Below are 17,993 nucleotides of genomic sequence, written 5' to 3' on the forward strand. Positions count from 1 at the left end.
GCGCGCACCGTGCCGCGAACCACCGAGGCGGTGGGATGCTTGGCCCTGCCATGTCGAACGCCAGCGCCCGCCCGAGTCACGACCTCGTCATCACCTCGCCCTCGAATCCGCGCCTCAAGTCCCTCCTCGGGCTGCGTCGGCGCCGGACCCGTGAGGAGACCGGCCGCACCCTCGTCGAGGGGTACGAGGAGATCGGGCTCGCGCTGTCGGCCGGGGTGCGACCCGCGTCGGTGTTCGTCTGCGAGGAGCTCTTCAGCCCCGCAGGGGTGGCCGGGTCCCAGCGCATCGGGGACCAGGCCGAGCTCATCGACCGGCTCCGCGACGACCGCGTCGAGGTCGTGCGGCTGGGTCGGGCCGCGTTCGAGAAGGTCTCCTACCGCGAGGGGCCCGACGGGCTGCTCGCCGTCGTCGACGCCGTGGGTCGGCCGCTCGGCGACCTGCGCGTCGACGGCCCGGACCACCTGACGCTGCTGTCGCAGGGCGTCGAGAAGCCCGGCAACCTCGGCGCGATGCTGCGCACGGCCGACGCGGCCGGCGTGGACGCCGTCGTGGCGGCCGACCCCGTCACCGACTGGGGCAACCCGAACGTCGTCCGTGCGAGCAAGGGCACGGTGTTCGCAGTGCCGGTGGCGGCCGCCCCGACCGCCGAGGTCCTCGCCTGGCTGCGGGCCAACGACGTCCGGCTCGTCGTCACGACGCCCGAGACCGACCTGCTGCACACGGACGCCGACTACACCGGACGCGTCGCCGTGGCCGTGGGCAGCGAGAAGCACGGGGCCGACGCGGCCCTGCTCGCGGCCGCCGACGTGCGGGTGCGCATCCCGATGCACGGCCGGGCCAACAGCCTCAACGTGTCGGTGGCGGCCGCCGTGGTCCTCTACGAGGCCGTCCGCCAGCGCACGCGGTGACGTCCGGTCTGCGTACGTGTGTGGCGCGTGTGGCGGTCGTGTGACGCCCGGGTAACGGCTCCTCGGGGGCCCTACCGACCGGGACAGGGGGTGGTCAAGAGCACCCCTCGGCGTGTGTCACGATGTTCTGTATGCGAGTTGACCACGTCTCCTATGCGGCCGAGGCGGGTGGCCTCAAGGCCACGGCCGAGCGCCTGTCGAAGCTCATCGGTGTGACGCCCGTCGACGGCGGGGTCCACCCGCGGTTCGGCACCCGCAACATCATCTTCCCGCTGGCCAAGGACCACTACCTCGAGGTCGTCGAGGTGCTGGACCACCCGGCGTCCGACAAGGCGCCCTTCGGCCAGGCCGTCCGGGCCCGCTCCGAGGCCGGCGGCGGCTGGCTCGGCTGGGTCGTCGCGGTCGACGACATCACCGTCGTCGAGAAGCGCCTCGGCCGCGACTCCGTGGAGGGCAACCGGCACCGTCCCGACGGTACCGAGCTCAAGTGGCGCCAGCTCGGCATCAAGGGCCTGCTCGCCGACCCGCAGGTTCCCTACTTCATCGAGTGGGACGACATGACGGTGCACCCGTCCGCCGGTTCCGACACGGAGGTGTCCATCGACAACCTCCAGATCGCCGGCGACCCGCGGCGCGTCCGCGAGTGGCTCGGCCCGGAGGACACGTTCGACAAGGGCGGCATCGACTTCACGTTCGTGGCGCCGCACGGCACGCCGGGGCTGCTCTCCGTCACCTTCGACACGCCCCGCGGCAAGGTCACCATCTGACCCGACGCCTGACCCGACGGGTCGGCTCGCACCTCGAAGAGGCCACCTCCCGCATCGCGGCAGGTGGCCTCTCGACGTGAGAGGAGCCCTGCTCCGAGGTCCTCCGGGGTTCTCCGGGGCCGGGTCGGGCCCGGGGGCGCAGCGGTCAGCGCGGGACGCGTCGCAGCCGCAGCGAGCTGACGACGACGAGCACCGAGGAGAGCGCCGTCGCCGCGCCGGCGACCATCGGGTCGAGCAGCCCGAACGCCGCGAGCGGGATCGCCACGACGTTGTACCCGAAGGCCCACGCCAGGTTCTGCCGGACGACGCGTAGCGTCGCCCGCGAGAGCGCGATCGCGTCGCCGGCGGCCGCCAGGTCCGGGCGCGCGAGGACGATGTCCGCAGAGGCCGTCGCGACGTCCGTGCCGGTGCCCATGGCGATGCCGAGGTCGGACTGGGCCAGCGCGGCCGCGTCGTCGACGCCGTCCCCGACCATCGCGACGACCCTGCCCTCGCGCTGGAGCGCGGTGACGACCTCGTGCTTGTCCGCCGGGAGGACCTCGGCGCGCACGTGGGCGGGGTCGATGCCGACCTGCTCGGCGATGCTTCGTGCGTTCGCGGCGCTGTCGCCGGTGAGCAGGTACGGGGTGAGGCCCAGGGCCTGCAACCGGGCCACGGCCGCGGGGGACGTGTCGCGGACGGTGTCCTCCACCGTGAGGGCCGCCTGGGCCACGCCGTCCCAGCCGACGTAGACCGTCGTCCCGGCGTGCGTCGCGGCGTGCTCGACGAGGGCCGGGTCGACCTGCTCGAACAGCACCGCCTTGCCGACGGTGACCTCGGTGTCCCTGATGCGCGCGGTGGCGCCCTCGCCGGGGTTGGCCTCGAAGTCGCGGATGCGGGGCAGGTCCAGCCTCGCCAGGCGGGCGCCGGCGACGATCGCCTGCGCGACGGGGTGCTCGCTGCCCTGCTCGACGGCGGCGGCCGCGACGAGGGCGGCCTTCTTCGACAGCCGCCCGCGCACGGCGATGCTGCGCAGCCGGAGCTCGCCGGTGGTCACGGTGCCGGTCTTGTCCAGCACGACGGTGTCGACGCGTCGGGTCGACTCGAGGACCTCGGGGCCCGTGACGAACGTGCCGAGCTGGGCACCGCGGCCGGTGCCGACGAGCAGGGCCGTCGGCGTCGCCAGGCCGAGCGCGCGGGGGCATGCGATGAGGAGCACCGTCACCGCGACCCCGAGCGAGGGACCGACGTCGTGGCCGGTGAGCAGCCAGCCGACGAGCGTCGCCGCGGCGACCCCCAGCACGACGGGCACGAGGACGGCCGACACCCGGTCGGCGAGGCGCTGCCCACGCGTCCTGCCGGTCCGGGCGTCCTCGACGAGGCGGTGGATGCGGGCGAGCATCGTGTCGGCACCGACGCGTCGGGCCTCGACGACGATGCGCCCGGTCGTGCTGACCGAGCCGCCCGCCACCTCGCTGCCGGGCCCCACGTCGACAGGGGAGGACCCACCGGTGACGAGGCTCGCGTCGACGGCGCTCGACCCGTCGAGCACGACGCCGTCGGTGGCGATCGTCTCGCCGGGTCGGACGATGAGCTGGTCGCCGACGGCGAGCCGCGCGACGGGCACCCGGACCTCACTCGTCGTCCGGGTGGTCGGGTCGATGCGCAGCACCGACGCGTCGCGGGCGCCGGCGTGCAGCAGCGTCGTCAGCGCCTGCCGGCCGGGCTCCCGGGCGCGGGCCTCGAGGAGACGCCCGCCGAGCAGCACGGTCGTGACCACGGCCGAGGCGTCGGCGTACAGCGCCCGCCCACCGGCGAGGGCGGCGACGAGCGAGTAGCACCATGCGGTGAGGACGCCGAGCGACACGAGCGAGTCCGCCGTCGGAGCGAGGCGGCGCGCGTCGACTGCGGCGAGGCGGTGGAAGGGCCAGGCGCACCACAGCACCACCGGCGCCGCCAGCACCAGCTGGAGCCATCGGCTCCACGTCGGTCCGGGAGCGAGCACCGCCAGCGCGAGCACCGGCACCGTGAGGAGCATCGCGAGGACCAGCCGTGGACGGAGGACGGCACGTGTCGGCGAGCCGTCGAGGTGGCTCCCGTCAGGCGCCCGAGCGTCGTCGTGGGGCCCGGCGGAGGAGGCCGTCGGTTGCCCGTCGAGCGCGCGGCCGGGCGTCCCGGGGTCGGGGGCTGCACCGGTCCTCGAGCGGCGGGCTGCCTCCGCGGCGCGCAGCTTCTCGAGCAGCGCGCCCGCGGCCGGACGCCGGTCGAGCGGGCGCGCGCCGTAGCCGGTCCGCTCGACCTCGGCGACGATGTCCGCGACGGTGAGCGGGGCGGAGTAGGTGACGAGCGCCTTCGCGGTGGCGAGGTCGACGGTGGCCGACTCGATGCCGTCGAGTCGGCTCAGCGTGCCCTCGATGCGGGCCGGGCACGAGGCGCGCGTCATCCCGCTGATCGCCAGCCGGACCTCGTCCGGTCGCTGCGGCCGCGGGGGCGACTGACGCTCGTCGGTGCTCATCGGCTCACCACGTCACCGCAGCGTGTACCCGGCCTCGACGACCGCGGCCTCGACGGCGGCCGGGTCGAGGGGTGCGTCGCTGGTGATGGTGACGGGGGAGTCGGAGCCGGCGTGCAGGTCGACGTCGACGCCGGTGACGCCGGGCACCTCCGACAGCTCCTCGGTGACGCTGGCGACGCAGTGGCCGCACGTCATCCCCGACACGGTGATGGTCGTGACGGTCTGGCTCATCGTGGTTCCTCCGATCGGTTCGGTGGTTCGGGTGTTCCGTTGGTTCGGCGGGTTCGGCGGGTTCGGCGGGTCCGGCGGTCCGGCGGTCTGGCGGTTCGGCTGCGCCCGAGGCGTGACGACGTCGGCCGCCTCACGCACCATCTCACCTGCGCCGGCCCCGGGCGGTGTTCCTCGCCGTCATGTCGCGGCATCGAGGTACGCGGCGACGAGGCGTCTGGGTGCGCGAGCGAGCCAGGCGTCGGTGACGACCTCTCGCAGCTCGGCCACCGTTAGGCGTCCGAGATCACGTTCGAGCAGGAGGACGGCGTTGTACCCGTTCCAGTGCGGCGTCGTGAACCACGGCGACGCCGGGTCGGAGACCATCGCCAGCTTGTCCTCGGCCGTGCAGTGGAAGGCGAGGACGTCGGTGTAGCGCTCGCCCGTCTCGGGGTCGGTGGCGTCCTTGCGCGGCCCGCGGGCGAAGACGAAGGTCCTGCCGCCGACGAGGTAGGCCGGTCGGTCACCGTCCGACGGCTCGCGGGTCACCTCGGGCAGGGCGAGCGCGATCTCGTCGATGTCGGCCAGCCTGGCCCTGCGGGAACGCGCCATGCCTCAGCACGGTAGCCCGCGCACCCGGACCCGCAACACACCGAGCAGTCGTCAACCCGTCACGGGTACTCCAGCTGCGGTTGGCAGCTGCTCGGTGTGTTGCGGGTCGGTGCGGGTGGGTGTCAGGCGAGGTAGTCGTCGACGAGGCGGGCTGCCAGGGCGGTGTAGGTCTGCGGGGTGAGGTCGAGGAACCGCGCCTCGACGTCGGCGGGCAGGCCGAGGCCGCGGACGAACTCGCGCACCTCGTCACCGCCGACGCGTCGTCCGCGGGTCAGCTCCTTGAGCCGCTCGTAGGGCTCCTCCATGCCGGGGACGCCCTGGGCGCCGAGTGCCCGCATCGCCGACTGGATCGGCTCGCCGAGCACCTCCCAGTTGGCCTCGAGGTCGGCGGCCATGCGCTCGGGCACGGCGTCGAGGCCGGCAAGCCCCCGGGACACGTTGTCGACGGCGAGCAGGCTGTGCCCGAAGGCCGTCCCGATGTTGCGCTGCATCGAGGAGTCGGTGAGGTCGCGCTGGAGGCGGCTCTGCACGAGGGTCCCGCCGAGCACGTCGAGCAGGGCGTTGGAGACCTCGAGGTTGGCCTCGGCGTTCTCGAACCGGATCGGGTTGACCTTGTGCGGCATCGTGCTCGACCCGACGGTGCCCTGGCCGCGCACCTGGGCGAAGTAGCCCATGGAGATGTAGGTCCACACGTCGGTGCACAGGTTGTGCAGGATGCGGTTGAAGCGGGCGACGTCGGCGTAGAGCTCGGCCTGCCAGTCGTGGCTCTCGATCTGGGTCGTCAGCGGGTTCCACGTCAGGCCCAGGCCCTCGACGAACGACCGCGACACGGCCGGCCAGTCGACGTCGGGCAGGGCCAGGGCGTGGGCGCCGAACGTGCCCGTGGCGCCGTTGAACTTGCCGAGGTACTCCTGGCCGCCGATGCGGCGCAGCTGCCGGCCGAGGCGGTGGGCGAGGACGGCGAGCTCCTTGCCCATCGTCGTCGGGGTCGCCGGCTGGCCGTGCGTGTGGGCGAGCAGCGGGACGTCCTTGAGCTCGCGCGCCATCGCGGCCACCTGCTCGACGAGCGCCCGCGCCCGCGGCAGCCACACCTGCTCGACGGCGCCCTTGACCATGAGCGCGTAGGACAGGTTGTTGATGTCCTCGCTCGTGCAGCCGAAGTGGACCAGCTCGGCGAGCCCCCGGTCCTCGGCGGCCGGCGCGATGTCGGCGAGGCGGCGCTTGAGGAAGTACTCGACGGCCTTGACGTCGTGGACGGTGACCCGCTCGATCTCGGCGAGCTCGGCCACCTCGTTGGGACCGAAGTCCTCGACGACCGAGCGAAGCCGACGGGTCTCGTCGTCGCTCAGCTTGCGCACGCCGGGCACGACTCCGTGGCTCGTCTGGTGGATCAGCCACTCGACCTCGACCCGGACCCGCTCGCGGTTGAGCGCGGCCTCGGACAGGTGGTCGACGAGCGGTGCCACCGCGCCGCGGTAGCGGCCGTCGAGCGCGCCGAGGGCGATGGGCGGGGTCGCGTCAGCGAGGGAAGCCATGGCCCCCATCCTCCCAGAGCGGGAACCGTGCCCCGACCGCCGTCTCAGCCGATCCCGGCCTCGGCCGGGCGACATGCCAGCCGGGCGAGCGCGTCAGCCGGGCGACGCGTCGGGGGCGGACGCGTCGGGGGCGGACGCGTCGGGGGCGGACGCGTCGGTGCGCGAGGACGGCTCGGGCAGCTGCATGACCGAGAAGGTCTCGCCCTGCGCCCCGGCGACGACGGCCATCCGGCCGTACGGGCTGTCGAACGCCGGCTGCACGACGCTGCCCCCGAGGCTCGTGACCCGGGCGGCAGCGGCGTCGCAGTCCGCGACGGCGAAGTAGACCATCCAGTGCGAGGACACCTCGGCGGGCGCCTCTGCCGGGATGGCGCCGATGCCGGCGACCGGCTGACCGCTCTCCTCGATCGTGGCCACGGAGTAGCTGAACCCGCCCTCGCCGATCTCCTCGAGGCGGTAGCCGAGGACGTGACTGTAGAAGGCCCGGCTGGCGGAGTAGTCGCGACTCATCGACTCGGCCCAGCACAGGGATCCAGGCTCGCCGACGAGGTCGGCGCCGGTGTGCGTGCGCGCCTGCCACAGCCCGTACGCGGCACCGGCCGGGTCGGCGCCGACGGCGATCCGGCCGACGTCGAGCACGTCGACCGGTCCGAGGAAGAAGATGCCCCCGGCCGCGAGCGCGAGCTCAGCCGTGGCGTCGACGTCGTCGGTCGCGAGGTAGACCGTCCACACGTCCCGCTGGCCGGGGTCCTGCGGGTCGCGCGCCATGAGACCGGCCACGACGTGGTCGTCCTTGCGCGCCATGACGTACCCGCCGGCCTCGGGCGGGAGGTCCTCGAACGTCCACCCGAACAGCGCGCCGTAGAAGTCGCGGGCACGGGCCACGTCACCGACCAGGACGTCGGCCCAGCACGGCGTTCCGGGGGCGAAGCTGTCCTCGTGGACGGGCACGGTCTTCCTCCTGCAGGTCGGTGGTCGATGGGGCGTCAGTCGAGGTCGGGCACGAGGAGGGAGAAGACCTCTCCCTCGGGACCCGCCAGCACCGCCCCGAGGCCGTAGGGCCCGTCGAACGGTCCCTGCACCAGCGTCGCACCCAGCTCGACGGCGCGCGCGGCGGAGGACTCGACGTCGTGCGTCGCGAACGAGGCCACCCAGTGCGGCGGGATCTCGGCGGGCCACTCGGCGTCGATCTCGGCCAGCCCGTAGGCCGGGTTGCCGTCACCGGTGTGCGCGGTCGACCACCGGGGCCCGCCCGGCTCCGTCTCGTCGGTGAACTCGTGGCCGAAGACGCCGAGGTGGAACCCCTGGACCCGGTCGTAGTCGCGGGTCAGCAGCTCGTTCCACGTCAGAGACCCGGGCTCGTCGAGCAGGCCGGACCCCGGCAGCTCGCCCGGCTCCCAGACGCCGAAGTACGCGCCGCCGGGATCCACGGCCACGAGGGTGCGGGACAGCGCGCCGAGGGGCACCGGCCGGCCGAGGACGCGTCCGCCGTGGGCCTGGACCGCCGTGGCGGCCACGTCGATGTCCCCCACACGCAGGTACGTCGTCCACTGGCTCGGCACGCGCGCGTTCGCCGGCTTGCGGCTCAGGCCCGCGACGGGCTGCCCGCCGAGGAGCGCCATCGTGTAGCCACCGGTGGCGGGGTCGCCGCTCAGCCACGTCCAGCCGAAGAGGTCGGCGTAGAACTGCTTGGCGCGGGGCACGTCGGTCGTCAGCAGGTCGACCCAGCAGGGCGACCCGTACGGGTAGTCGGGCACGGTCGGGCTCAGGTCTCGTGTCGGTCAGGTGAGGGGATGGGCGTGCTGGCTCGCCAGCGTGGCCCTGACATGGTCGAGGATGCCATGGCAGGCGGCCTCGACCTCGGCGAAGCACCGGGCGAAGTGCTCGTCGCCGCCGTACCAGGGGTCGCTCGTCTCCAGCGTGCCGGCCTCGACGGCGGTGGGGTCGAACTCGCGGACCAGCCGGATCTTGCGGCGGTTGGCGGATGTTCCGGCCAGCCGCTGGAGGGTGCGCACGTGCCCCTCGTCGGAGGCGAGCACGAGGTCCAGGTCGTCGAACTCCTCGGGGTCGAACTCGCGGGCCCGGTGGTGCGAGCCGTCGTAGCCGTGCTGGGCGAGGACGGCGACGGTGCGCGGGTCGGCGTGCTCCCCGACGTGCCAGTCACCCATGCCGCTCGAGCTGACCCGGACGTCGTCGGCCAGCCCCGCCTCCTCGACGAGGGACTGGAGGATGACGTGCCCCATCGGCGACCTGCAGATGTTGCCACTGCACACGAAGGTGACGTGGAGGGGGCGCGCGAGCATGCTGCCCATTGAACACCGCAGACTCGCGCCCGGTGCCCGAAGTGCGCAGATTGGCCCGCTTGTTCCGGAGGGCGGCTCGTGAGGGGCGCCGGGCTGGTTCGCGCGCTCCTGTGGCGGCCGCGCGGGGCTGCGTCGAGGCATTCACCGACCGAGCGCGGCCGATGCCCGGCCCCCGGCCGGCCTCACGCGCCGCGGCCGGATTCCCGCCCCGCCTCCACGACGTTTCGCGCGCTTCTGACGTGGGCGCGCAACATATCGCGCGCGCGGACACCGGATGGCGCGCCCCTGTCCTGCTCCACGCCACGGTTCGCGCGCTTCGGACAGAAGCGCGCGAAACATCTCCGGGGGGTGGGGGTCGGGACGGTCTCCGGTGGCGCGTGCGGCGTGCTGTCGGTGGTCGGTGCCACGGTGTGGCCATGACGACGACCCGCCCCGCAGCCCAGGCTCCCGAGGACCTCGAGGCCCTTCTCGCCGCCGCCGTCGCCAGCGCCGACCTCGACGCGGTGGCCGCCCTTCACGCGCCCGACGCGGTCGTGAGCCTGCCGGGTGGGCGGGAGGCGGCGGGCCGCGACGCGGTACGCGCGGCGTACGCTGCGGCGCTCGATGCGGGGGCGCTCGTCGACACCGCGCTCGGTGCGGCCTCGACCCGCGCAGTCGTGTCCGGCGCGCTCGCGATGACGACCTCGACCTGGTTCGACGGCACGGTCCGCACGCAGGTGGCGCGCCGGGAGCCGGACGGCACGTGGGTGTGGACGCGGGACGGCTCCCGGCTGCGCGACATCGCCGCGTGCCTTCCGGTCGCCGGCACCGACACGTCGGTGGCGTAGCGTCGGGCGGGTGAGGGCAGGACCGGGGGAGCGCGGCACCGACGAGCACGAGGACCGTCGCCTGACCGACACGACCAGGAGCACCCCCACCCACGCGAACGCCGGCGGAGACGCCGCGGATGGCGACAGGGCAGGCAGCGGGCCGGACAGCGGGCCGGGCAGCGGGCCGGACAGCGCGCCGGGCAGCGGCGCCGACCCCCGGGCAGGCCTGCCCGCGAGCCAGGACGTCGACCCCTCCGGCAGCCTTGGGCCACAGCATCGGTCGCACCTCGTCGACCTGACACCGCTGCGTGTCAGCCCGGCGTTCGCGCGCCTCTGGTTCGGCAACGCCCTCGCCGGCATCGGCACGTTCGTCACGAGCACCGCCGTCGGCCTGCACATCTACGACCTGACGCAGTCGACCTTCATGGTCTCGCTCGTCGCCTGGTTCTCTCTCGTCCCGATGGTCGTCGCGGGGCTCTACGGCGGGGCGGTCGCCGACCGGTTCGACCGGCGCACCGTGGCGATCACGGCATCGACCGTGGCCTGGGTCTCGACGGTCACGCTCGCGTCGGTGGCCTGGCTGCACCTCACCCACGTCTGGGTCTTCTACGTCATCACCACCGTCAACGCCGTGGCGGCGACGATCGCGTCGGCCACGCGCCAGGCGATCACGCCGCGACTGCTGCCGAGGGAGCTGCTGCCGAAGGCCGCCGCGCTCATGGGCATCTCGGCCGGTGTCATGGTGACGGTGGGGCCGGGCCTCGCGGGCGTCCTCGTCGCACGGGCCGGCTACGCCTGGACCTACACCGTCGACGTCGTCCTCTTCCTCGCCGGGTTCTTCGGCCTGTGGACGCTGCCGCGGATCCGGCCCGAGGGTGACCGGCCGGTCGTCGGCGGCATCGGGTCGGTCCTCGAGGGACTCGCGCACCTGCGCCGGGCGCCGAACGTCCGCATGAGCTTCGTCGTCGACATCATCGCCATGACGTTCGGTCAGCCGATGGTGCTCTTCCCCGCCGTCGGTGCCGTCGTCATCGGCGGCGGCTCCGTCACGGCCGGCCTGCTGCTCGCGTCCTTCGCCGTCGGCGGCATCGTGTCGAGCCTCGGCTCCGGACGGGTCACCGGCCTGCGCTGGCAGGGCGTGGCGATCCGCAACGCCATCGTCGTTTACGGACTCGCGGTGCTCGGCCTCGGCCTGGTGCTCGCGACGACGACGCTCGGTGGGCACGCGGTGGCCTCGCGCGACTTCGGCGACGTCGACCGGTTCGCCCTGACGCTCGCGATGCTGTGCCTCGCGGTCGCCGGTGGTGCCGACAACGTCAGCGCGATCTTCCGGCAGTCGATCCTGCAGTCCGCGGTGCCGGACCACCTGCGCGGCAGAACCCAGGGCGTCTTCACCGTCGTCGTCACCGGCGGGCCGCGCCTCGGGCAGATGCTCGCGGGCACGCTCGCGACGCTGACGGCCACGTGGGTGCCGCCCGTCGTCGGCGGGGTCCTCGTCGTCGCCCTCGTCGTCCTCGCCGTGGCGCGGGTCCGCTCGTTCCGCGAGTACGACGCGCTCGACCCACGCCCCTGACCGACGCGTGCCCCCCGGAGCGATACGACGTCGGCCCAGACGGGCGCCGTCTCCGCAGGAGTGCGCCCTTGCCCCAGGGGTGCGCCGTGCACGGCGCATCCCTGGGCAAGGCGCGCACTCCCGGGGTCGACGCGCACTCCTGGGACGGACCGCGTCGGCCCGTCGCTTGTACCGGGTCAGCCGAGGAGCTCGTCGAGGCGGGCTCCGACCCGAGCCACGAGGTGCGGTGCGTCCGGCGCCGTCACGGGGTCGGCGACGACGGTGACGCCGAGGCGCCCGGCGTACGAGAGCACGTCGAAGGTCGCCGTCGTGTTGCCCGGGGTGACCGCCACCGGGATGATGCGGCTCACCTCGCAGCCGCCGAGCCGGACGCTCTGCGCGGGCCCCCGGACGTTCGTGACGAACGTGGTGACGAGCCGCTGGCGCTCGATGAACCACCGGAAGAGGCCGACTCGCGCGAGGAACCTGAACACCAGTCCGAGCGGAGCCGCCGACGCGGCCCGCGGCCGGTTGCGCTGAGCGAGGGACTGGGCGTGCACCCGTTCGAGGCGCGCTCGCGCGTCGGCTCCCGTGCCGGGCACCCGGAACGGCACGACGCCGCTCGCGTTGCCGAGGTCGCGCGCGGTGGTGCTCGGGCGCGCGGAGTACGGGACCGAGACGACGATCTCGTCAGCGCCTTCGCCGCGCCCCTCCAGCACGTCGACAAGAGCTCCCGCCACGGCGACCAGGACGAGGTCGTTCACGGTGGCCCCGAGACGGTGGGCCGCCGACAGCACCAGGTCGAGTGGACGGTCCACGACGCCGATCCGACGCGTCGGACCGGTCGGCCGGTTGAGCGAGGTCCGCGCGACGAGCCGCGGAGGCCGGGCGCCGACGCCGAGGTCGCGCAGCCCCGACGCCGTGACGCGGATGCGCCGTGCCAGCCTGCCGACGAGCCCACGCATCGCGGTCCGACGCATCCGCGAAGCGGCCGTCAGGTCGTGCCGGGACGGCCACGGTGCGCGCCGGCCCGCACCGGTCTCGCTTCCCGTGCCACCCCCCGCGGCGCCCGTCGGGACGCTCGTCGGGACGCTCGTCGAGGCACTGGGCAAGGGGTTCGTCGACGCGCTCGCCGGTGTCGCGGCCGTCGACGGTGTCGCGACGGCCGGGTCGGCGAGGGACTGAAGGACCGCCACCCCTCCGATCCCGTCGGCGAGGACGTGGTGCGCGACGATGACGAGGGCATTGCGGCCCGGTCCGACGCCGGTCACCCAGTGTGCGGCCCACAGCGGGCGGTCCCGCGGCAGCGGACGGCAGACGACGTCGGCGGCGAGCTCGAGCAGCCCCGCGAACCCGTCGACCGCATGCACCTCCAGGTGGCGTCGCACGTCGAACTGCTCGTCGTCGCTCCAGTACGGGCGTGCGAGCCCGGCCGCGTCGCCGTGCAACCGCTGGCGCAGTCGCGGCACCCCCGCGACACGTTCGTCGAGGAGCCGTGCGACCGTAGCCGCGTCGACACCAGGGCCGCCACCGGTCGGCGGCTCGACGACGAGGGCCGCGGCGATGTGCATCGGGACAGGGCCACGGTCGGTGACGAGCGTCGTGAGGTCGTTCGCGCTCAGCCGGTCCACGCGGACCGCGGCGCGGTCACCGCGTCGATGACGACGACCCACCCCTCCACGGTAGGCACGAGGGCGGCGTCGGGACGTGGGATCGCCGCCGGCGTGAGGCAGCAGACACGGTGCGGGCGCGGGGGGCGCGTGGGTCAGCCGGCGCTGTCCGGGTAACCGTTCGGGTTGGCCTGCTGCCAGCGCCACGTGTCGACGCACATGTCGTCGACGGTGCGGGTCGCGCGCCAGCCGAGCTCCTCGTTGGCCTTGGTCGGGTCGGCGAAGGACACGGCGACGTCACCGGCCCGGCGTGGGACGACGCGATAGGGCAGCTCACGACCGACCGCCCGCTCGAACGCGTGGAGCATCTCGAGCACCGACGTGCCCTGCCCCGTGCCGAGGTTCCAGACGCCGACCGGCTCGTCCATCGTGCCGAGCCGGGCCAGGGCGGCGAGGTGGCCGGCGGCGAGGTCCTCGACGTGGATGTAGTCGCGCAGGCCGGTGCCGTCGGGGGTCGGGTAGTCGTCGCCGTAGACCTGCAGGTACTCGCGGCGTCCGACGGCGACCTGGGAGATGTAGGGCACGAGGTTGTTCGGGATGCCCTGCGGGTCCTCGCCGATGGTGCCGCTGACATGGGCGCCCACCGGGTTGAAGTACCGCAGCAGCGCGAACCGCATCGACGGGTGGGCCACGGCGACGTCGCGCAGGATCTGCTCCTGCATGACCTTGGTCCAGCCGTACGGGTTGGTCGCCGACGTCGACCGGTCCTCGGTGGCGGCCTCCTGGTCGAGGCCGTACACGGTGGCCGAGGAGGAGAAGACGAGCTTGTCGACGCCGTGGCGTCGCATGGCGCGGACGAGCGAGAACGTCGAGCCGAGGTTGTTCTCGTAGTACTCGAGCGGCAGCTCGACGCTCTCACCGACGGCCTTGAGTCCGGCGAAGTGGATGACGGCGTCGATGTGCTCGTGGGCGAAGAGGTGCTCGGTCTTGTCGACGTCGGTGAGGTCGAAGGCGTGGACCGGCAGGTGGGTGTCGGTGAGGGCCTCGAGGCGGTTGACGACGGCCGGCTTGCTGTTGGCGAAGTTGTCGACGATGAGGACCTCGTGCCCGGCGGCGACGAGCTGGACCACGGTGTGCGAGCCGATGTAGCCGGCGCCGCCACTGACGAGTACGCGCATGCGGTCACCCTACCGAGCCGGTCGATCCGCCCTCCCGAGCCGACCGAGCCGACCGAGCCGACCGAGCCGACCGAGCCGACCGAGCCGACCGAGCCGACCGAGCCGACCGGGCCGCCTCAGACGAGCGCGAAACCCGCGATGGCGAGCGCGTACAGCCCGAGCGGCGCCGCGACGAGCGCCGCGGCGGCCGCGTACATCCCGCCCCCGACGACCTCCGCCGGCAGACCCGCGATGCGGTCGGCGTCGAGCAGCTCGATGCGGGTCCTGGCCACCGGCGCGTTCTCACGGATCGCCATCGCGCCCAACGGTTTCGGGCCGTCGGCCATCGCGACGATCGCCCGGCCCGTGGTGACCGGGCCCGTGCGGCGAACCGCTGCGCGGTCGGCGAGCACCTCGATGAGCAGGTGCACCTCGTGCAGCGCGGCGTCGGAGCGCAGGAACCGCGGTACCGCCTCGTGGACCACGGTGAAGAACTCCATGACGAGGTCGTGCCGCGCGGTGAGGTGCGCGCGCTCGTGCGCGAGGACCGCGTCGAGCTCCTCGGGTGCCAGCCGCGCGAGCGTGCCCTGGGTCAGGACCACCCGGCGCCGGACGCCCGGGACGCAGTAGGCAGTGGGCGTCGCGTGCTCGAGGACGCGCATGTCGCGGTCGGGGCCCTCACCGGCCGCGCCGAGCAGGTCGACGAGGTCGCGGTGCCGCCGCCGGGCCGCCCGCAGCTGGCGTCCGATGCGGTCGCCGGCGACGAGCAGCCGGCCGGCGACGACGGCACTCAGGGCGCCGGCGACGGCGACGACGGGCCACGTGTCGGCGAGCCGCGCGCGGTGACCGAGGAGCGCCGGCAGCGCGGCGGGAGCGGCCAGCAGCGCGGCGATGACGGCGGCGACGGCCGTCGCCTGCCACAGCGCCAGGGCGGCACGCGGCGCCCGACGCAGCACCGTGACGCGGGACAGCAGCCGCGGCACCGGCCACGCCAGCAGCGCCGCGAGCACCACGAGCGTGCCGACGACGACCATGGGTCAGGCGCTTCGGGGTTTCGGCCCGGGACCGCGGCGCGCCTCGAGCTCGGCGAGGGCGGCCTTGAGCTCGTCGAGCTCCTCCGGCGTCGACTCGTCGAGGAAGTGCAGGAGGGCGCTGCGGCGGGTCTCGCCGGCCAGCTCGCCGAGGGTGTGGTGCAGCGACTCGGACGTCAGCTCCTCACGCGTCGACGCGGGCGTGTAGCGCCAGGCGCGTCCGTCGCGCTCGCGCGTGACGAGGTCCTTCTTGGCCATCCGGTCGAGGACGGTCATGAGCGTCGTGTAGGCCAGGCCCCGCTCGACGCCGATCTCGTCGTGGACGTCGCGGACGGTGAGGCCGCCCGGGTTCGACTCCGCGGTGTTCCAGAGGTGCTCCATGACGGCGCGCTCGAGCTCGCCGAGGCGGTTGCGGGGAGTGTTGGGCATGGTCGTTCCAATCTACCGGCGCTCGCCGGATCCGGACCCGCGGCCGTCGTCGCCGGTCGCGGTGCTGGGTGGCATCGTGCCCGATGCCGGGTGGTGCAGGGCGACGACCCGGTCGAACAGGTCGGTCCCTTCGTCACGGTGGGTCACCATGACGAGCGTCTGGCGAGCCTCTGCCGCGCCGGTCAGGTCGGCGAGCACGGCGCGCGCGGTCGGTGGGTCGAGGTGGGCCACCGGCTCGTCGAGCAGGACGAGCGGGCGGCGGCTGACGTGGGCTCGCGCGATGCCGAGCCGGGCCCGTTCGCCCCCGGACAGACCGCGTCCGGACGCCCCGAGAGTGGTGTCGAGCCCGTCCGGCAGGTCGGCGAGGAGCCCGCCGAGGCCGGCGGCGTCCAGGGCAGCCTCGACCTCGGCGTCGGACGCGTCCGGACGGGCGAGCGTCAGGTTGTTGCGCAGCGTCGTGGCGAAGACGTGGGGCTCGTCGTCGACGACCGCGATGCGCGACCGCGCGGCCTCGAGCGGGACGCCGAGCGCGTCGCTGCCGTCGAGCGCATAGCTGCCGCCCGACGGGTCGAGGTGCCGGGCCAGGACGGCGAGCAGGGTCGACTTGCCGGTGCCGTTCGGTCCGGTGACGACGACGCGGCTGCCGGGCCGCAGGTCGAGGTCGAGCGGGCCGAGGTCGGTGCGGCGGCCCGTCCACGACGCCGTGAGGCCGCGCACGTCGACGGCGACGCCCCCGGCCGCGGAGAGGTGGTCGGCAGCGTCGGCGTCGGACCCCCCGGTGACGGCGTCGGGGGCCGCGTCTGCGGCCGGGTCGACGACGGCGGGGTCGCTGTCGAGGAGCGCGTCGATGCGCGCCTCGCTGCCACGTGCGCGGGCGAGGGCACGCATCGCGTCGACGAGCGGCGTGATGGCCTCCGACACCGCGACGGGGGTCAGGACGAGGAGGGCCTTGACGGGCGTGGCGACATCAAGGCCCCGGGCGATGACGGCGGTGGCGGCCACGGCGGCGCCCACGCCGACGAGGAACAGCGCTGCGGCTGTGGCACGACCCAGGCTGATGCGGCGCGTGACCTGCTCGAGGGTGCGGTGGGCGTCGTCGAGCCACCCGAGCGCCGTGTCCCAACCGCCGACCGCGCGCAGCTCCCGGGACTGCGTGGCCATCAGCTCGCTGACCCGCGCGACCTCGGCGCGGGCCGCGAGCAGGTCCGGGAGGGAACGGGACTCGAGGGCGAGCGCGACGGCGCACACGACACCGACGACGACCGCGAGGGCCAGCAGCACGAGGCCCACGGGCAGGGCGACCGCCGCGACGACCGCGATGACGAGGCCACCGGCCAGGACGGTCGAGATGACCGGCACGGTGACCCGCACCTGCGCGTCGACGGCGTCGGTGAGGTCCTCGACGACGCCGGTCAGGACGTCCGCCCGGCGGCGTCGGCCCAGCCGCGCGGGGGTCAGCGGCACGAGGCGGGCGTAGGCGTCGGTGCGTCGTTCGGCCAGCAGCCGCAGCGCCGCGTCGTGGCTGACGAGCCGCTCGGCGTAGCGGAACACCGGTCGCGCGATCCCGAAGGCGCGCACCATGACGATCGCCGTGAGCAGCGTGAGGACGACGGGCCGCTCGGCGGCGCGGACGATCAGCCAGCCGGACGTCGCCGTGAGCGCCATGCCCGAGGCGGTGGCGACGCCCCCGAGGAGGCCCCCGCGGACCGTGCCGGCAGACGGCCACGAGACGCCGCGCCGCCGGGTGGCGGTGGTGGCAGCGGTGGCGGGATGCGCGACGCCCCGTGGGGGACGTGACGCGGGCCGCGAGGTGGCGGTGGGGGTCACCGGGTCGCCTCCTTCGCGGGACCGGGGGCGGTTCGGGCGGGCGCACGGCCGTGGCGCGAGAGGACGACGTGGTGGTCGGCCCGGCGCACGAGCTCGTCGCGGTGGGTCACGGCGACGACGACGCGACGCTCGGCCAGCTCGGCGACGACGTCCGCGAGGGACTCGGCGCCGGCGGCGTCCACGTGGGCGGTCGGCTCGTCGAGCAGGAGGACGGTCTCCGGGGCGAGCCAGGCCCGGGCGAGGGCGAGGCGCTGACGCTGGCCGGCCGACAGGCCGAAGCCGTCGTCCCCGAGCGAGGCCGACAGGCCGCCCGGCAGCGCTGCGACGACGCCGTCGACGCCGACGGTGCGCAGGGCGTGCCACAGCTGCTCGTCGGTGGCCGGGTGCCCGATGGTCAGGGCGGCCCGGACCGACCCGGTGGGCAGGAACGGACGCTGCGTCAGGTAGTGCGACGGCGGTGCGGAGACGGTGCCCGTCGTCGGCGTGCGCAGTCCGGCGAGGAGGTCGAGCAGCGTCGACTTGCCGGCACCGGACTCACCGGTGACGACGGTGAGCCCGGGTCCGGCGACGAGGTCGAGGTCCTCGACGACGGGGGAGGACGCCGGCCCGTAGGCGTAGGTCAGCCGGGAGGCCCGCACCTCTCCCGCACGCCCGGCCACCCCGCGGCTTCCGGCACCGAACGAGTCGTTCGGTCGCGAACCGGCCGGTGCACCGACTGTCTCTTATACACATCTGACGCTGCCGACGACGGA

The 17,993-nt window shown here is 74.3% G+C and carries 17 protein-coding genes; 4 read left to right on the forward strand and 13 right to left on the reverse strand.

The window, feature by feature from the left end; all coding sequences use genetic code 11:
• Window positions 1–50 precede the first annotated feature (50 nt).
• Together ACR9ZK_RS08150 and ACR9ZK_RS08155 are read left to right on the forward strand one after the other, a co-directional pair.
• On the forward strand, window positions 51–908 hold the full coding sequence (locus tag ACR9ZK_RS08150; RefSeq protein WP_481341390.1) for a TrmH family RNA methyltransferase: 858 nt from the start codon (window positions 51–53) through the stop codon (window positions 906–908).
• Window positions 909–1,039: 131 nt separating this feature from the next.
• A complete protein-coding gene (locus ACR9ZK_RS08155; RefSeq protein WP_481341391.1) occupies window positions 1,040–1,675 on the forward strand; it encodes a VOC family protein in 636 nt (211 codons plus the stop codon).
• A gap of 145 nt (window positions 1,676–1,820) precedes the next feature.
• Here the strand turns inward: ACR9ZK_RS08155 and ACR9ZK_RS08160 are convergent, their stop codons facing one another.
• The 7 genes from ACR9ZK_RS08160 to ACR9ZK_RS08190 all read right to left on the reverse strand — a co-directional run bounded on the left by ACR9ZK_RS08160 (window position 1,821) and on the right by ACR9ZK_RS08190 (window position 8,826).
• Window positions 1,821–4,169, reverse strand: coding sequence for a heavy metal translocating P-type ATPase (locus ACR9ZK_RS08160; protein ID WP_481341392.1), 2,349 nt, complete (start codon window positions 4,167–4,169; stop codon window positions 1,821–1,823).
• A gap of 12 nt (window positions 4,170–4,181) precedes the next feature.
• On the reverse strand, window positions 4,182–4,400 hold the full coding sequence (locus ACR9ZK_RS08165) for a heavy-metal-associated domain-containing protein (protein ID WP_481341393.1): 219 nt from the start codon (window positions 4,398–4,400) through the stop codon (window positions 4,182–4,184).
• Window positions 4,401–4,577: 177 nt separating this feature from the next.
• Window positions 4,578–4,988 (reverse strand): MmcQ/YjbR family DNA-binding protein, encoded by a 411-nt coding sequence (locus ACR9ZK_RS08170; protein ID WP_481341394.1) that lies wholly within the window; start codon window positions 4,986–4,988, stop codon window positions 4,578–4,580.
• A gap of 122 nt (window positions 4,989–5,110) precedes the next feature.
• A complete protein-coding gene (purB, locus tag ACR9ZK_RS08175) occupies window positions 5,111–6,523 on the reverse strand; it encodes an adenylosuccinate lyase (protein ID WP_481341395.1) in 1,413 nt (470 codons plus the stop codon).
• A gap of 93 nt (window positions 6,524–6,616) precedes the next feature.
• The gene (locus ACR9ZK_RS08180; protein ID WP_481341396.1) at window positions 6,617–7,474 is read right to left on the reverse strand and encodes a VOC family protein; all 858 of its coding nucleotides are present in this window, start codon (window positions 7,472–7,474) and stop codon (window positions 6,617–6,619) included.
• Between the two features lie 35 nt (window positions 7,475–7,509).
• Window positions 7,510–8,280 (reverse strand): VOC family protein, encoded by a 771-nt coding sequence (locus ACR9ZK_RS08185; RefSeq protein ID WP_481341397.1) that lies wholly within the window; start codon window positions 8,278–8,280, stop codon window positions 7,510–7,512.
• Between the two features lie 24 nt (window positions 8,281–8,304).
• Complete coding sequence (locus ACR9ZK_RS08190) at window positions 8,305–8,826, reverse strand: low molecular weight protein-tyrosine-phosphatase (RefSeq protein WP_481341398.1); 522 nt, start codon at window positions 8,824–8,826, stop codon at window positions 8,305–8,307.
• 416 nt (window positions 8,827–9,242) lie between these two features.
• On the opposite strand from ACR9ZK_RS08190, the gene ACR9ZK_RS08195 reads away from it, so the two are divergent.
• Together ACR9ZK_RS08195 and ACR9ZK_RS08200 are read left to right on the forward strand one after the other, a co-directional pair.
• Entirely contained in the window at window positions 9,243–9,653 is a 411-nt protein-coding gene (locus ACR9ZK_RS08195) for a nuclear transport factor 2 family protein (protein ID WP_481341399.1), read from the forward strand.
• Window positions 9,654–9,861: 208 nt separating this feature from the next.
• Window positions 9,862–11,208 (forward strand): MFS transporter, encoded by a 1,347-nt coding sequence (locus tag ACR9ZK_RS08200; RefSeq protein ID WP_481341409.1) that lies wholly within the window; start codon window positions 9,862–9,864, stop codon window positions 11,206–11,208.
• 176 nt (window positions 11,209–11,384) lie between these two features.
• Here ACR9ZK_RS08200 and ACR9ZK_RS08205 read toward each other — a convergent pair whose 3' ends face one another.
• The 6 genes from ACR9ZK_RS08205 to ACR9ZK_RS08230 form a co-directional block, all read right to left on the reverse strand.
• Complete coding sequence (locus tag ACR9ZK_RS08205) at window positions 11,385–12,860, reverse strand: wax ester/triacylglycerol synthase domain-containing protein (RefSeq protein WP_481341400.1); 1,476 nt, start codon at window positions 12,858–12,860, stop codon at window positions 11,385–11,387.
• A 92-nt stretch (window positions 12,861–12,952) separates the two neighbouring features.
• Window positions 12,953–13,975, reverse strand: a complete 1,023-nt coding sequence (gene galE / locus ACR9ZK_RS08210) for a UDP-glucose 4-epimerase GalE (RefSeq protein WP_481341401.1) — start codon at window positions 13,973–13,975, stop codon at window positions 12,953–12,955.
• Between the two features lie 116 nt (window positions 13,976–14,091).
• The gene (locus ACR9ZK_RS08215; protein WP_481341402.1) at window positions 14,092–14,988 is read right to left on the reverse strand and encodes a M56 family metallopeptidase; all 897 of its coding nucleotides are present in this window, start codon (window positions 14,986–14,988) and stop codon (window positions 14,092–14,094) included.
• 3 nt (window positions 14,989–14,991) lie between these two features.
• Entirely contained in the window at window positions 14,992–15,414 is a 423-nt protein-coding gene (locus tag ACR9ZK_RS08220; RefSeq protein WP_481341403.1) for a BlaI/MecI/CopY family transcriptional regulator, read from the reverse strand.
• Window positions 15,415–15,426: 12 nt separating this feature from the next.
• A complete protein-coding gene (gene cydC, locus ACR9ZK_RS08225) occupies window positions 15,427–17,241 on the reverse strand; it encodes a thiol reductant ABC exporter subunit CydC (RefSeq protein WP_481341404.1) in 1,815 nt (604 codons plus the stop codon).
• Window positions 17,238–17,900, reverse strand: coding sequence for an ATP-binding cassette domain-containing protein (locus tag ACR9ZK_RS08230; RefSeq protein WP_481341405.1), 663 nt, complete (start codon window positions 17,898–17,900; stop codon window positions 17,238–17,240). The genes cydC and ACR9ZK_RS08230 overlap by 4 nt, the downstream gene beginning before the upstream one ends.
• Window positions 17,901–17,993: the final 93 nt, after the last annotated feature.

Source organism: Monashia sp. HAY1-5C (genome assembly GCF_056755255.1).